Origin of the sequence: Citrobacter sp. A316, assembly GCF_002042945.1 — a bacterium.
GTDB lineage: Bacteria > Pseudomonadota > Gammaproteobacteria > Enterobacterales > Enterobacteriaceae > Citrobacter > Citrobacter portucalensis.
In genome coordinates this window covers 49,568-63,180 of record NZ_MVFZ01000018.1, presented here as the reverse complement: position 1 = coordinate 63,180, position 13,613 = coordinate 49,568, and the positions used below count along the sequence as shown (strand labels likewise).

Below are 13,613 nucleotides of genomic sequence, written 5' to 3'. Positions count from 1 at the left end.
GGATTAAGATGGCGTATTACCCTAATTCTATTGACTGGAAACCGATCCAAGAAGGAGGTCTGCGTAGGTTAAGGCTTGGCGAGATAAATCTTGCAAACTCGCTCTTTGGCTTCAGCATTCTTTACCATCAGGTTTGGGTTCATCTGGAAAGTTATCTTCCTTTTGATACTCAAAACCCAGGTCAGGCGATGACGCCTGACGGCGAAATGTGGTTTAGAACAATAAAATACGAAGATGATTTCTCGATGCCAACAAAACAGCCAACTCCAAATGCCCAGCATCTTTTTTTGCATGAAATGATGCATGTTTGGCAGCACCAATATGGAATGTGGGTACGAACACGTGGGGCGTTCTCATGGGCAGCTGACTATACATACAGCCTAAATGAAAAAAATCTACTTGATTACGGACTGGAGCAACAAGCATCCTTAGTCAGCGATTACTGGTTGTTAAAGCACTATGGGTTTGATGGGCATAGCGATCTGTATGTTTACCGTGATTATGACCCAGAAGAACCGGCGCTGGAATTAATGCAGAAATATGAAAAGGTACTCGGGAGCTTTCCGATATGAAGAAATCGTTCTTTTTTCTCCCTTTACTTTTATTTCTGGCCGGGTGCCCAGGGAAAGGCAGAGAGGGTGCAGAGTCCGGTGAACGACAGGCGATCTACGTAGATGGCAATCGTGTTTGCTTTACCATAGATAAAAATGATGTGTTAAACCGCTATATTCTGTCAACTAATGGTAGAGAAGATAAAAAATTATTAGTCGGCGATTTTAAACATCTCATCTACCCAAGTACCTGCTTCACGGTCAATTTAGAAAAAGGGGTGGTGTATGGTGCAAGCTATACCTTAAATGGAAAAAATCACTACTACACATTTATCATTACCAATGATGGAAAAGTGTTGGATTTAGGAAAAAGCTAAGCATTATTATCAGATCACGCCGCTCTACATAAAGGCAGTAAGTTACATTGAAGTCAGCCACACATAACAAAAGCTGTTTTCAGCTCCAAATACTATCTGCAAGTAGCTGTTTATCTTTGGTAATTCACTGTAATTTTAGGCAAAAAAAACCCCCACATCATGTGGGGGAAGACAGGGATGGTGTCTATGGCAAGGAAAACAGGGTTACTACTGGGAACGTGAGTTGCTACTACTCAATAAATTCAACGATGAGCTTTTTTTCCAGTGCGCTACGTCGCGCAGTTGCTCCATTCGTTGTTCATGTTTCTCATTTAAAACCGCTTGCTGCTCTGGCGTTAACAGGCGATACATCTGGTTGCGGATCCTGGCTATTTCAACCTGGCGGGCAACCTGTTCTTGCGCCATTCTTTCTGCCTGAGCGCGCACTGCGCTTTCATCAAATTTCTCTGCGGTGACAAGGCGATGCATTGTCTCCATTTCGCTAACATTAACAGGAGGTTGTTCGTGTCTTGCCTGCTGCATTAAATCTCGCATCTGTTGACGTTGATGTTCGGTTAAACTGATACCGTCAAACATGTGGCTCTGAACGCTGCGTTGCGATGAGCCTTCACCCAGGTGCCAGTGATCGCCTGTGACGACTTCAGCTGCATGGCTAAATGTACTGAGTGCCAGCGTTGAGGCCATGACGGCAGCGGTAACTTTGCCCATCACTTGCTCCCAAAATCTTTTCTGTCGCGATTCAACGAGAGACAGTTTACGATTCGGGCTGCAAACATGCGTCAGGGGGTGTAAAACAACGTAAAGTCATAGATTAGCGACGCCTGATGACGTAATTTCTGCCTCGGAGGTACGTAAACAATGAATAAAATCCTGTTAGTTGATGATGACCGAGAGCTGACTTCCCTGTTAAAGGAGTTGCTCGAAATGGAAGGTTTCGATGTGCTGGTTGCCTATGATGGGGAACAGGCGCTTGAGCTTCTGGATGACAGCATCGATTTACTTTTGCTCGACGTCATGATGCCGAAGAAAAACGGCATTGATACGCTGAAAGCACTTCGTCAGACACACCAGACACCCGTAATCATGCTGACCGCTCGCGGCAGCGAATTGGATCGCGTACTTGGCCTTGAGCTGGGCGCGGACGACTATTTACCTAAACCGTTTAACGACCGTGAACTGGTCGCGCGCATCCGCGCTATTCTGCGTCGCTCGCACTGGAGCGAACAGCAGCAGAACAGCGATAACGGCTCGCCGACTCTGGAAGTAGATGCGTTAAGCCTTAATCCGGGTCGCCAGGAAGCCAGCTTTGACGGGCAAATTCTGGAGTTAACCGGCACCGAATTCACCCTGCTCTATTTGCTGGCACAGCATCTCGGTCAGGTGGTTTCGCGTGAGCACCTGAGCCAGGAAGTGCTGGGCAAACGCCTGACGCCTTTCGATCGCGCGATCGATATGCATATCTCGAACCTGCGCCGTAAGCTGCCAGAGCGTAAAGACGGACACCCGTGGTTTAAAACTCTGCGTGGTCGCGGCTACCTGATGGTCTCCGCTTCATGATAGGGAGCTTAACCGCACGCATCTTTGCCATCTTCTGGTTGACGCTGGCACTGGTGTTGATGTTGGTACTGATGTTACCCAAGCTCGACTCACGCCAGATGACCGAGCTACTGGATAGCGAGCAGCGCCAGGGGTTGATGATTGAGCAACACGTTGAAGCTGAACTGGCGAACGATCCACCCAACGATTTGATGTGGTGGCGTCGCTTGTTTCGGGCGATAGACAAGTGGGCGCCGCCAGGACAGCGGTTATTACTTGTTACGACGGAAGGACGAGTGATCGGTGCAGAACGCAACGAAATGCAGATCATTCGTAACTTTATTGGTCAGGCCGATAACGCCGACCATCCGCAAAAGAAAAAATACGGTCGCGTTGAGATGGTCGGGCCTTTCTCCGTCAGAGACGGTGAAGATAACTACCAGCTGTATCTCATACGGCCTGCCAGCAGCTCACAATCTGACTTTATCAACCTGCTGTTTGACCGACCGCTGTTGTTGCTGATCGTCACCATGTTAGTCAGCTCTCCGCTATTGCTTTGGCTTGCCTGGAGTCTGGCGAAACCAGCGCGTAAGTTGAAAAACGCGGCGGATGAAGTGGCCCAGGGCAACCTGCGTCAGCATCCAGAACTGGAAGCCGGTCCGCAGGAGTTTCTGGCGGCAGGCGCGAGCTTTAACCAGATGGTGACAGCGCTGGAACGGATGATGACCACACAGCAACGCCTGCTGTCGGACATCTCTCACGAGCTGAGAACACCGCTAACGCGTCTGCAACTGGGCACCGCTCTGCTGCGCCGTCGTAGCGGTGAGAGCAAAGAGCTGGAGCGCATTGAAACAGAAGCACACCGACTGGACAGCATGATCAACGACCTGCTGGTGATGTCACGTAATCAGCAGAAAAACGCGCTGGTCAGTGAAACGGTGAAAGCTAATCAGCTGTGGGGCGAAGTGCTGGATAACGCCGCCTTTGAAGCTGAGCAGATGGGTAAATCGCTCACGGTGAATTTCCCGCCGGGTCCGTGGCCGCTGTACGGCAACCCAAATGCACTGGAAAGCGCGCTGGAAAACATTGTGCGCAACGCCCTGCGCTATTCACACACCAAGATTGAAGTTGGTTTCGCGGTGGATATCGACGGGATTACCATTACCGTAGACGACGATGGTCCGGGCGTAAGCCCTGAAGACAGAGAACAGATTTTCCGTCCGTTCTATCGTACCGATGAGGCGCGCGATCGCGAGTCTGGCGGAACAGGTCTGGGCCTGGCGATTGTTGAAACCGCAATCCAGCAGCATCGTGGCTGGGTGAAGGCCGAAGACAGCCCGCTGGGTGGTTTACGGCTGGTGATTTGGTTGCCGCTGTACAAACGCGCTTAACAGGCTTCCCCGGTAGCCTCGTGCCGGGGAAGCTCTCACCTTATGCTGTCACTTCTGCAGCCGCTAGTTTTTGCTTTTTAATCCGCTTCACCAGAATGGTCGAACAGATAAAGCCCATTAAGCTGAATGCAATCATCACGCTAAAGACATAGTTATAGCCCGTGATGCCGCTATTGGTATCCAGTAAATAGCCGTATAACGTGTACGCAAACATCGCTGGCATATATCCGATGATGCAGCCAAATGCCATTGCTGAACCCGCGTACTCACGTGGGGTACCGATCTCATCCATTGGCGCGAAGAAAATGGCGCGCTGTGAGAAGATAATCGCTCCAAACCCTAATGTCGCCGCCATACCGATATACACGTTCATTGTTTGATGCGGTAACTGCATGAACACAAGCATCGCAACAGCAGAGATCAGGAACGTCCACTTCAGATACACTGTCGGTGATTTAGCAACTTTATCTGCCAGCATTCCACCAATCGGCCCACCTACCATTTTTAACGCATACTGGTTGATGATGCCGTACGCACCAACGAGTGCTACCGGCAGCATATAGATATCTTTTAAGAACGGAATAAAGTAAGTCAGGCCACAATACGCAGCGTAAACGAAGAAAATACCTAAAGAGGCTAGCCAAACGTTAGGGCAGGACAAAACATGTTTGATACCCTTTAACACTTCCATGTTAGCACTGGTTTTCTCGCCGCCTTTCACTTTGTCATCATCGACAATAAAGTACGTCACAATACCTGCCACAAGCGTAATTACCGTATAGAACAACAGGCCCGCCTGCATCCCCGCTTTACCTTCACCAAACTGGACGAAGACAAACAGAGCGCCAGAAGCAACGATAACATCCACCACGCCACGTCCGGCTTCTAAAAAGCCGAACATGCGTCCTTGTTCTTCTTTCGTGCCCAGCAAACGAACAGCTTTCAGCAATACCGGCCAATAAACCACATCGGCAAAGAACGCCATCGCGGCAAAGCAAATGAGATAACCGGTAAATGACGGTAGGGTCGCTAAATATAAACCACATAACCCAACGCCAATCAGACCGAACGGTAATAATATTTTCTTGGAGTAACGGTCTGCGATATAGAGAGAAAGAAAAAGCCCGGTGGTCTGAACAATCGTATAAACCGTAAAGCTCAACCCAATTTGCGTATTGGTTAACCCCCAGTCATTTTGCATTGGCACATAGAAAACATCTTTCATACTTGAAAGCTTGAATATCGTGCCGCCGCCTAAAATCAAAAAACAAAGCCTTGCCCATTTATTCATGAACATGATTAAACCCTCATTGCTTGTTGAGAGAAATATCTAAATTAGATTATATAATTAATAAAGCCAGGGGATTATTTTCATAATCCTTTCCGTATTTAATAATATTTTAAGAAAAATAATTAATTGCCTATAAACTTGTCACACATATCACGAATGTATTTTATTTGGGCAAGAGCATGTTCTTTTTCCTGCGCCAGTCGCGCATCGATCATGTCATTGTCGGGCAACGGTGTATAACTTACATCGCGCCATGGGATCCAGGGGTTATCACCCTCATCGTCGAAGCGAAATGCAGGGGCATAATATTCAACTTCTTCTTCCAGACCAAAAGCATGTACTTGCGGTTTATCTTCACCTAAAAGTAATAATGCCTTGAGCATCTCTTCCATGGGTAAATCGCCGTGTCCTGAACGACAAGCCTCATGCCCCCAGCCTTTACCTTCTTTAATAATTTTAGCGTCTTTGATATGCACCTGAGTGATCAGAGGAGACATAACCTCTAACGCAGAAAGCGGCTGTTCATTAGCATTAATCATGTTGCCAAAATCAAACAGAATAGAGAGATTTTTCATCCCGCTATTGTTCACCAGCGTCACCAGCTCATGGCCTTGCAGATCTTCATGCTGTTCGATAGTAAAGCTTAGTCCGCAATCGTCATACTGAGACAGCCACGCAATATCATTGGCAATCTTCACCATAACATCGTTCAGATGCCCTTCATAACGCGGGTAGAAACGCACTGAAGTTGCACCAGTAGCAACAGCAATACGGATGGCATCCGTCAATGTCGCCTTATCCGATGCGCTCGTTTCGATATGCACATCCAGATTATATTTTTTGGCCTTCTCTTTAAAATCGTGTAGCTGCTGATCGTTCAGTTTCTGCAGTGATTGGGACTCACCATCCTCAACATGTATTTTTACACCCTTCAATTTTTGCTGATGCGCAATATCCAGAAGATCTCCCGGCAGGACTCTCTCGTAGCGCATATTCAGATGAAAAGCATAAGCATGTAGGTACAGCGGTATATTTCTTGCGCGTTCCGCAAGAAGTTCTTGGTTACATTTTCCCATTATTTTTCTCATTCATCGCGAATAACAAGTTCCACTGATTCAAGTCGCCAGTATTCGAAATCAACCTGAACCACTTTTTTATCTCGGGTAGCCCGATGTTTTTCTACTAAAATTCCATACGTATTAGGCGCAACACCCAGCTCTTTGCAGGCCACTTCTGGCATATTAACCGGTTTAAAAATCATTTCTTTGATATTTAAAACATGGCCAAACGCATCTTCCCAGACGCTGGCAAAAGACTGATTGCCCAATTTATTAATGAATCCTGGCGCAACAGCGGCATCAATATAGGATTCATGGTAAAACACTTTATGTGAATCAAGACCGCACCAGCCGGTAACTAAATAGCGATCGCCGGAGGAGAGAAAAACATCATCAACATGATGCGGAACTGTATCAATGGTTTCTTTGGTTAAATAATCCCAAAAAGGCTTACGTCCCTGAGCACAGGCTTCAGCATTGAAGCTGGAAAGTGATTTAGGGTTATAAATAAATCGCTTCGACGAAATAAACCAACCACTGCGGTTCTTGCGGAAAATACGCGCATCGATCTCAAGCTCAATCAGAACCTGACGTAAGGTCATACGCTTTGCATCCAGCAGCTCACATAGCTCCCTTTCTGAAGGCAATTTGGACCCCGCTGGTAAATTCTTCTCGTTTAACCAGCTTTCAAAGCGCTCTCTGAGCACATCAACATTGTTTTTCTTTTTCATTTTGCTCATCTGGTTTAAACCAATTTGAAGCTAAGATATTTGAGTGCAGGAAATACTCAAGTTTTTTTTCAAAGCAGAGTTTCTTTTTGTGGACCAGGTATCAAGAATGGCTTTGAAGCAAACCGTGACCGTCAGGTTTTTGCCCGGTTTGGTACGCAGAGAGATAAACCACGGGGAGAGGTAAATCAGGTGTCGCCACCTGATTTAATTGCAAGATTAAGGTGGGTTTATTTTCCCCACAAACGGCGGGAATTGTCTTCGATCTTGCCGCTTAAACGACGCTTTTGCATCGTTCTGGTCCAGCTTTTTGATAACCCGGCAGCCGACAGTAGACGGTGATATTGCGAATCATCAAACGGCATATGCCAGGCGATAGCAATTGCCTCCCGCACGCTGACGTCGCTTACGCGTGACGCCAGGATCAACGGCGCGTCTGCTGACACCTGACCAGGCGCGATGACGCTGCACAGCCAGCCCGTCTTACCTGCATCCTGCATCTGGCTGGCCATATCGCTGATGCCAAAATGGAAATTCAGCTTAAAGCACGGCGAGCGCGGCTGCGTGACCTGAATCAGCGCCTCTCCCCACTGGAAAATGTCGCCAATATACACATTCTCTTCAGTCAGCCCCTCAGTAGAGAGGTTCTCACCAAACGCGGGTGCGACAAATAGCTCCGCCTGCTCCGGGAACGCTTGTCTCCAGTGCTGATAGTGTTCACGCGGATAGTGACACAGCGCGCGATCCGGCCCGCCATGAATTTTCGTTTCCGCCTGTTCATCCCCCGTCAGCCCCAGTTCGGTCAGCATCAACTCACCGTCAATCTGGACTTTAGCAATCGCGCTGGGACGGCTTCCCGTGTAGTCCCGAACTTTGCCCGTAAAAACATCGACCGGATATCGCATCTGTTCCTTCTCCCGATAAATTTCCCCCATTACACCACATTTATTTTACCCCAGTCGCTCAAAATGAGAGCACGGTTCACATGAAAGTTAGGAACACATGCTATCAATGTAATCTGGTTTTGAAACATCATTTCAAATAAGGAGTCGACAACGTGACTGGTCAATCGCAATTTGCTGGCGTCTGGTGTCCTTCCATTACGCCAATGGACAATGACGGCAAGATCGATCTCAACGGTCTGAGCCAGCATCTCAAACGCCTTACCGAGGCCAAAATCGACGTGATTTTGCTGATGGGCAGCATCGGGGAATTTGCTTCCTTTACGCTCGAAGAAAGGCTGCTGCTGATCCGTGAGGCCCGCGCCATGAGCTCGCTAAAGATGGTCGCCAACGTCTCATCCACCTGCCAGAATGATGTTTTATTGATGGCACAGGAAGCGTATCGCTCAGATTACGATGCCGTGATGATCCTGCCGCCCTACTACTACGGACAAACGGCGAAACAGCTGCTGAGCTACTTCCGTCAGTTGGGGCAGAAACTCAGCGGTAAATGGTTTGCTTATAACTTCCCGGCACGCACCGGCTGCGATTTAACCCCCGAACTGGTAGCCACCCTCGCCGCTGAGTTCCCGAATTTTGCTGGCATTAAAGACACCGTCGACTGTCAGTCCCATACCCGCAGCATGATTCAGACCACCCGCGCCGTGCGGGAGGATTTTGCCGTGCTGTCCGGCTATGACGAATACTACATTCCCAACCTGTTAGCAGGTGGCGCGGGGATTATTTCAGGGTTGAACAACGTCATGCCGGAACTGTTTGTCAGCGCGCGAGAAGCGTTTAAACAGGGCGACCTGGCAGCGCTTCGCGATATTCAGGACCAGATTGGCACCTACATGTCCATCTATGCCATCGGCGAAGATTTTGTCACCACCATCAAAACCGTGGTATCGCGTAAGTTTGGCTATTGTACCGGCGTGTCACGTAATGCCGGTGGAGAGTTGAACGAGAGTGAGTGCCGAACAATCGATGAGGTGTTTGTCGTCAAAGGGTAAATAGTTAAGCCGGATGGTGCAGACCATCCGGCTTAAGAGACTTACTTCACGGTACCACGAATATCAATTTCCGCCGCCCTTGCTTTGGCCCTTTTCGACCAGATAGACGTGATAATTGGCACCAGAATGGAGGTCACAATCACCGACGTGGCGACCAGGGAAGTTGCTGCCGGTGCCATCGGTTTAAATGCCGGAACCATTTCAGCAATCAGCACAGGCGTAGCAACCGCCGCACCCGCAGAACTGGAAGCGGCAATCCCTGCCGTACCATCGCCACCACCAATCAGTTTATCGGCGATAATCAATGGAATGCCAGTGATGATAATCACCGCCACGCCCAGCAGAATACCCAGCACACCGGTCTGCGCAATCACGCTCAAATCAATGGTGTTACCTAATGCGAAGGCAAAGAACGGGATCAGCGTCTGCACCGCTTTGCTGAAGAACTCCCGCAGTTCAGGGTCCAGATTCCCCAGCGCAAAGCCAATCAGGAACGGCAATACTGCACCAACAAATACGTGCGGTTCAAACGAAGCGATCCCGGCGGTTCCCAGAATCACCATGGTCATCAGGGGGCCAGACTCCAGCGACATCAGGACAAACGCCCCGGCCTCTTCTTTGGTGCCGTACTGCTGCATAATCGAGGCATACAGCCCGCCGTTGGTCATATCCATCGCGGCCACCAGCGCCAGCGTAGACAACCCAGCGAAGAATCCGACCTCTACGCCATGTTCCGGCAGAATGCGTGAAGCAATCGCTGCAACCACCCACGCCACCAGAATCTTGGTTATGACTAACGTACCTGATTTACGCAGCACGGTTCCGGTGGCGCTTAGCTTGATCGACGCCCCCATGCAAAAGAACCAGACTGCCAGGATAGGTACCGTACCGGTGATCATACCGTTGGTAAAGGAGCCGAAATATTTCCCGGCGCCGGGGGAAAAGGTGTGACACAACGCGCCCAGGAAAAGCGGCACCAGCATCATACCGCCAGGGATTTTCTCTATCGTACGTTTGATCTGCATTTCCATCACCTGTAGACATAAAAATGGGGCAATTTTTATGGGCGATTGCATCTTGCTTTGAGATGCGCCCGTCTTGATGAAAAGAAGATAGACATTCGTAGAGACTATAAAAGTGATCCCACTCGCATAATAAAACCTTGTTTCAATTTAAGTGGATCATCGTTTTTATATTGAGTTTGATCACAAAAAAACCCCACAAGCATCGCTTGCAGGGCTTCGTTAAAGCGTAGAACTTATTTTTTTGCTGCGAAACGCGCGGCAGCTTCGTCCCAGTTCACCACGTTCCAGAACTCTTTGATGTAGTCCGGGCGACGGTTCTGGAATTTCAGGTAGTAAGCGTGTTCCCAAACGTCCAGGCCCACGATTGGGAAACCGGAAGCGCCAGAGATAGCTTCACCCATCAGCGGGGAATCCTGGTTGGCGGTGGAAACAACAGCCAGTTTGTCACCTTTCAGAACCAGCCACGCCCAGCCGGAGCCAAAGCGGGTTGCCGCTGCTTTTTCAAATTCAGCTTTGAAGTTGTCAACGGAGCCGAAGTCACGTTCGATAGCCGCTTTCAGGTCGCCCTGCAGCGTAGTACCGGTTTTCAGGCCTTTCCAGAACAGGCTGTGGTTAGCGTGACCGCCCGCGTTGTTACGCAGTACGGTTTTCTTGTCTGCTGGCAGTTGATCCAGTTTGGTGATCAGCTCTTCAACGGACAGGCTGGCGAATTCAGGCAGGCTTTCCAGCGCAGCGTTGGCGTTGTTTACGTAAGCCTGGTGGTGTTTGGTGTGGTGGATTTCCATCGTCTGCTTATCGAAGTGCGGTTCAAGGGCATCATAAGCGTACGGCAGGGATGGCAGTGTATAACTCATAATCATCTCCAGTATTGTCGGGCGGCCAGTGTTAACGCCGCGTAAGCAGTTGGGTCATTATAGTTAATTAAATGATATTGAAAATGATTATCAATGCCGTACTTTTTACAGGGTCTTAATAAATCAAACCCATTGTTAAAGATGTGAGCCGAATCACCCACTTAACGTGATGATTGCCAACATGCGCAAAAGGACGGCAATCGTTAAAAGGTTAACCACCTGCGTAATTTTTAAACTCGTTAGGTCGGAGGGGTCATTACCGACGATAAAAAATAACGAGGATTAAGTCATGAGTAACGCGATTACGATGGGTATCTTTTGGCATTTGATAGGGGCAGCCAGTGCCGCCTGTTTCTATGCCCCGTTCAAGCAAGTCAAACATTGGTCATGGGAAACGATGTGGTCGGTTGGCGGGATCGTCTCCTGGATAATCCTGCCGTGGACCATCAGCGCCATGTTACTTCCCGATTTCTGGGCCTACTTCAGCTCCTTCAGCCTCTCCACGCTGGCGCCGGTATTTCTGTTTGGTGCGATGTGGGGGATTGGCAATATCAACTATGGCCTGACCATGCGCTATCTCGGTATGTCGATGGGTATCGGGATTGCGATAGGTATTACGCTGATTGTCGGCACGCTGATGACCCCGATTATCAACGGCAATTTTGATGTGCTGATCAATACTTCCGGTGGCCGCATGACGCTGCTTGGCGTGCTGGTCGCGCTGATTGGTGTGGGTATTGTTACCCGTGCTGGCCAGTTAAAAGAACGCAAAATGGGTATCAAAGCAGAAGATTTCAACCTGAAAAAAGGGCTGGTTCTGGCCGTCATGTGCGGTATTTTCTCCGCCGGGATGTCCTTTGCGATGAACGCGGCGAAACCAATGCACGATGCCGCCGCCGCGCTGGGCGTCGATCCGCTGTATGTCGCCCTGCCTAGCTATGTGGTCATTATGGGCGGTGGCGCGCTTGTTAACCTGGGCTTCTGCTTCATTCGTCTGGCAAAAGTGAAGAACTTATCGATAAAAGCCGACTTTTCGTTAGCCAAACCGCTGATTATCACCAACATACTGCTCTCTGCGCTTGGTGGCTTGATGTGGTATCTGCAATTCTTCTTCTACGCCTGGGGCCACGCGCGTATTCCGGCGCAGTATGATTATGTAAGCTGGATGCTGCACATGAGCTTCTATGTTCTGTGCGGTGGGATTGTCGGTCTGGTATTGAAAGAGTGGAAAAACGCGGGTCGCCGCCCGGTTAGCGTGCTAAGCCTCGGCTGCGTGGTAATTATTGTCGCGGCAAACATTGTCGGTCTGGGAATGGCCAACTAAGCATGTTGAGTACTGAGATGACGCCACTGGCTCGGCGTCATCTATCCACCAGTTCCCATCATTAGTAAATAATTCCTCACACCCATTTTCACGTTGCCCAAAAGCTGACTTAATAGATTGTACGTTGATTCCATTCATCGGTATAAATGATATTACCGTCACAATGTTTCCAGGTAATTTTCTCGTAGCGCAGCAGAATAGTCTCAAGATGTGTGCCTGTTGCTGCGCCAGGATATAAATCAGGCGTGATTGAAGTGAGCTTCACGTTGTGAAGGATTATGTTGAAATACTCCTTTTCCATCCCTGCTTCATTAATTGAGTACATTTTAATCATCGCGGATTTAAGCGTAGCTCCGGTACTTAAGGCCCTGTACAAAAAAGGTGTAACTCGGTCGAATTCTTTTTGGAACATGATGGGTGCATGAATTCGCGTACCGGTCAGACGCCCTGTATTACTATCAACCGGAATATTGACGTTATGAGTTAGTGACTTTATTTCAATAGATCCAACGCGACCTACGACCTGGCATGAGCCGGGCATAGGAGAATCATTCTCATCGGTTAGCCACAAATAAGCTGGATTAGACATGAAATACTCCTTTTATTTAAACTTAGTGAATAGTGAAGTCAACCGGGGGAAAAACCACATCAAAAAAATAAGCGTTATTAATGTTAGTAAAAGACAATATTCAGGAAATAGATGAAGCCATAACAGACCAAAGCCTATTACCAGCACTGGAAACACTACACTTTCTAATAAAAGTGTGATCAAACTATTAAACACCAAAATCCCTCTGCAAAAAATCCGCTAAATTATCAAAATTTGAGAAGTGCTTTGACTTTACTCTACTAATCATATTGGAAATAGCTGGTTCAACAAAATAATAGAGCATTTCAAGCTTTGCCTGATATAAAACCCAATAATAATCTGGATCAATTCCTTTTAGCTGCCGCGCAGCAAGAGCGCACTTTTGTTGAACTCCGAAAAATTGCAGCAAAAATACCGCTTGCGGCAGTTTTGCAGATAAACGCTCAACGATGATTTTCGACATGAAGCCAGACTGAGACAACGCAATAGAAGCCGCGGAAGCAAAAGCATACCGAGTTCCTCCCGCAATATTCATATGAGTAGCCAGTGCAGACATTTTTCTGATAAATTGACGAGCCGAGCCTTCGGGATTACCTTCATCAACATCATCACTTATTGTTATGAAATACAAATAAAGCATATATGTAATTACATCACGATATCTATATATTGACTCAATGGAATAGAGCATCCTTATTTCTTCAGATTTTAACTCCTGACAAATATCATTGTACTGAGGTATAAAACATGATGAATACCAACTAGCTCGCTCAATACCAGAATATATATCTGAAGCAACACCTCTGGCTGATTGAAAAACCCCACCAACAGCATTCTGAGTGGTTAGAGCCAGCCGTCTATCATTTTGAAACTTCATCCTTAAATAGTCAGACGCCTGCATTACTTAGCTCTCAGTCATTTATGATGATAAATTA

General features: G+C 48.1%; 15 protein-coding genes. 6 read left to right on the top strand and 9 right to left on the bottom strand.

Annotated features, from left to right (window positions below; genetic code table 11):
• Positions 1–8: 8 nt before the first annotated feature.
• Positions 9–572 carry a type IV secretion protein Rhs gene (locus BZK41_RS20155; protein WP_079939319.1) on the top strand — a complete coding sequence of 188 codons (564 nt, stop codon included), beginning with the start codon at positions 9–11 and terminating at the stop codon, positions 570–572.
• Complete coding sequence (locus BZK41_RS20150; protein WP_079939318.1) at positions 569–928, top strand: putative T6SS immunity periplasmic lipoprotein; 360 nt, start codon at positions 569–571, stop codon at positions 926–928. The genes BZK41_RS20155 and BZK41_RS20150 overlap by 4 nt, the downstream gene beginning before the upstream one ends.
• 207 nt (positions 929–1,135) lie before the next feature.
• Here the strand turns inward: BZK41_RS20150 and cpxP are convergent, their stop codons facing one another.
• Positions 1,136–1,636, bottom strand: coding sequence for a cell-envelope stress modulator CpxP (gene cpxP, locus BZK41_RS20145; RefSeq protein WP_008787022.1), 501 nt, complete (start codon positions 1,634–1,636; stop codon positions 1,136–1,138).
• 150 nt (positions 1,637–1,786) lie between these two features.
• Between cpxP and cpxR the strand changes: the two genes are divergently transcribed.
• Both cpxR and cpxA read left to right on the top strand, forming a co-directional pair.
• Complete coding sequence (cpxR, locus tag BZK41_RS20140) at positions 1,787–2,485, top strand: envelope stress response regulator transcription factor CpxR (protein ID WP_003028763.1); 699 nt, start codon at positions 1,787–1,789, stop codon at positions 2,483–2,485.
• Complete coding sequence (gene cpxA, locus BZK41_RS20135; RefSeq protein ID WP_003028758.1) at positions 2,482–3,855, top strand: envelope stress sensor histidine kinase CpxA; 1,374 nt, start codon at positions 2,482–2,484, stop codon at positions 3,853–3,855. Before cpxR ends, cpxA begins: the two co-directional genes overlap by 4 nt.
• 40 nt (positions 3,856–3,895) lie before the next feature.
• Here the strand turns inward: cpxA and BZK41_RS20130 are convergent, their stop codons facing one another.
• From BZK41_RS20130 to yiiM, 4 genes are all read right to left on the bottom strand, one after another.
• Positions 3,896–5,146: an MFS transporter gene (locus BZK41_RS20130; protein WP_122973888.1), complete on the bottom strand. Its 1,251-nt coding sequence runs from the start codon at positions 5,144–5,146 to the stop codon at positions 3,896–3,898.
• Between the two features lie 122 nt (positions 5,147–5,268).
• On the bottom strand, positions 5,269–6,222 hold the full coding sequence (locus BZK41_RS20125; RefSeq protein WP_079939317.1) for a TIM barrel protein: 954 nt from the start codon (positions 6,220–6,222) through the stop codon (positions 5,269–5,271).
• Positions 6,223–6,230: 8 nt separating this feature from the next.
• Entirely contained in the window at positions 6,231–6,935 is a 705-nt protein-coding gene (locus BZK41_RS20120; RefSeq protein ID WP_079939316.1) for a GntR family transcriptional regulator, read from the bottom strand.
• A 227-nt stretch (positions 6,936–7,162) separates the two neighbouring features.
• On the bottom strand, positions 7,163–7,837 hold the full coding sequence (gene yiiM / locus BZK41_RS20115; RefSeq protein WP_048215189.1) for a 6-hydroxyaminopurine reductase: 675 nt from the start codon (positions 7,835–7,837) through the stop codon (positions 7,163–7,165).
• A gap of 152 nt (positions 7,838–7,989) precedes the next feature.
• Here yiiM and BZK41_RS20110 point away from each other — a divergent pair, with 152 nt between their 5' ends.
• Positions 7,990–8,886 carry a dihydrodipicolinate synthase family protein gene (locus tag BZK41_RS20110; protein WP_079939315.1) on the top strand — a complete coding sequence of 299 codons (897 nt, stop codon included), beginning with the start codon at positions 7,990–7,992 and terminating at the stop codon, positions 8,884–8,886.
• A 41-nt stretch (positions 8,887–8,927) separates the two neighbouring features.
• Here BZK41_RS20110 and kdgT read toward each other — a convergent pair whose 3' ends face one another.
• Together kdgT and sodA are read right to left on the bottom strand one after the other, a co-directional pair.
• Positions 8,928–9,911, bottom strand: coding sequence for a 2-keto-3-deoxygluconate transporter (kdgT, locus tag BZK41_RS20105; RefSeq protein WP_020996114.1), 984 nt, complete (start codon positions 9,909–9,911; stop codon positions 8,928–8,930).
• Positions 9,912–10,144: 233 nt separating this feature from the next.
• Positions 10,145–10,765: a superoxide dismutase [Mn] gene (sodA, locus tag BZK41_RS20100; protein WP_003825239.1), complete on the bottom strand. Its 621-nt coding sequence runs from the start codon at positions 10,763–10,765 to the stop codon at positions 10,145–10,147.
• A gap of 289 nt (positions 10,766–11,054) precedes the next feature.
• Here sodA and rhaT point away from each other — a divergent pair, with 289 nt between their 5' ends.
• Positions 11,055–12,089: an L-rhamnose/proton symporter RhaT gene (gene rhaT / locus BZK41_RS20095; RefSeq protein WP_079939314.1), complete on the top strand. Its 1,035-nt coding sequence runs from the start codon at positions 11,055–11,057 to the stop codon at positions 12,087–12,089.
• Positions 12,090–12,198: 109 nt separating this feature from the next.
• On the opposite strand, the gene tssD is transcribed toward rhaT, so the two are convergent.
• Together tssD and BZK41_RS20085 are read right to left on the bottom strand one after the other, a co-directional pair.
• The gene (gene tssD / locus BZK41_RS20090) at positions 12,199–12,678 is read right to left on the bottom strand and encodes a type VI secretion system tube protein TssD (protein ID WP_079939313.1); all 480 of its coding nucleotides are present in this window, start codon (positions 12,676–12,678) and stop codon (positions 12,199–12,201) included.
• Positions 12,679–12,865: 187 nt separating this feature from the next.
• Positions 12,866–13,579: a hypothetical protein gene (locus BZK41_RS20085; protein WP_079939312.1), complete on the bottom strand. Its 714-nt coding sequence runs from the start codon at positions 13,577–13,579 to the stop codon at positions 12,866–12,868.
• Between the last annotated feature and the right edge of the window lie 34 nt (positions 13,580–13,613).

What these genes read in the sequence shown, in the direction of transcription:
- BZK41_RS20155 (WP_079939319.1), top strand. Translation starts at nt 9, where the DNA reads ATGGCGTATTACCCTAATTCTATTGACTGGAAACCGATCCAAGAAGGA.
- BZK41_RS20150 (WP_079939318.1), top strand. Translation starts at nt 569, where the DNA reads ATGAAGAAATCGTTCTTTTTTCTCCCTTTACTTTTATTTCTGGCCGGG.
- cpxP (WP_008787022.1), bottom strand. Translation starts at nt 1,636, where the DNA reads ATGGGCAAAGTTACCGCTGCCGTCATGGCCTCAACGCTGGCACTCAGT.
- cpxR (WP_003028763.1), top strand. Translation starts at nt 1,787, where the DNA reads ATGAATAAAATCCTGTTAGTTGATGATGACCGAGAGCTGACTTCCCTG.
- cpxA (WP_003028758.1), top strand. Translation starts at nt 2,482, where the DNA reads ATGATAGGGAGCTTAACCGCACGCATCTTTGCCATCTTCTGGTTGACG.
- BZK41_RS20130 (WP_122973888.1), bottom strand. Translation starts at nt 5,146, where the DNA reads ATGAATAAATGGGCAAGGCTTTGTTTTTTGATTTTAGGCGGCGGCACG.
- BZK41_RS20125 (WP_079939317.1), bottom strand. Translation starts at nt 6,222, where the DNA reads ATGGGAAAATGTAACCAAGAACTTCTTGCGGAACGCGCAAGAAATATA.
- BZK41_RS20120 (WP_079939316.1), bottom strand. Translation starts at nt 6,935, where the DNA reads ATGAAAAAGAAAAACAATGTTGATGTGCTCAGAGAGCGCTTTGAAAGC.
- yiiM (WP_048215189.1), bottom strand. Translation starts at nt 7,837, where the DNA reads ATGCGATATCCGGTCGATGTTTTTACGGGCAAAGTTCGGGACTACACG.
- kdgT (WP_020996114.1), bottom strand. Translation starts at nt 9,911, where the DNA reads ATGCAGATCAAACGTACGATAGAGAAAATCCCTGGCGGTATGATGCTG.
- sodA (WP_003825239.1), bottom strand. Translation starts at nt 10,765, where the DNA reads ATGAGTTATACACTGCCATCCCTGCCGTACGCTTATGATGCCCTTGAA.
- rhaT (WP_079939314.1), top strand. Translation starts at nt 11,055, where the DNA reads ATGAGTAACGCGATTACGATGGGTATCTTTTGGCATTTGATAGGGGCA.
- tssD (WP_079939313.1), bottom strand. Translation starts at nt 12,678, where the DNA reads ATGTCTAATCCAGCTTATTTGTGGCTAACCGATGAGAATGATTCTCCT.
- BZK41_RS20085 (WP_079939312.1), bottom strand. Translation starts at nt 13,579, where the DNA reads ATGCAGGCGTCTGACTATTTAAGGATGAAGTTTCAAAATGATAGACGG.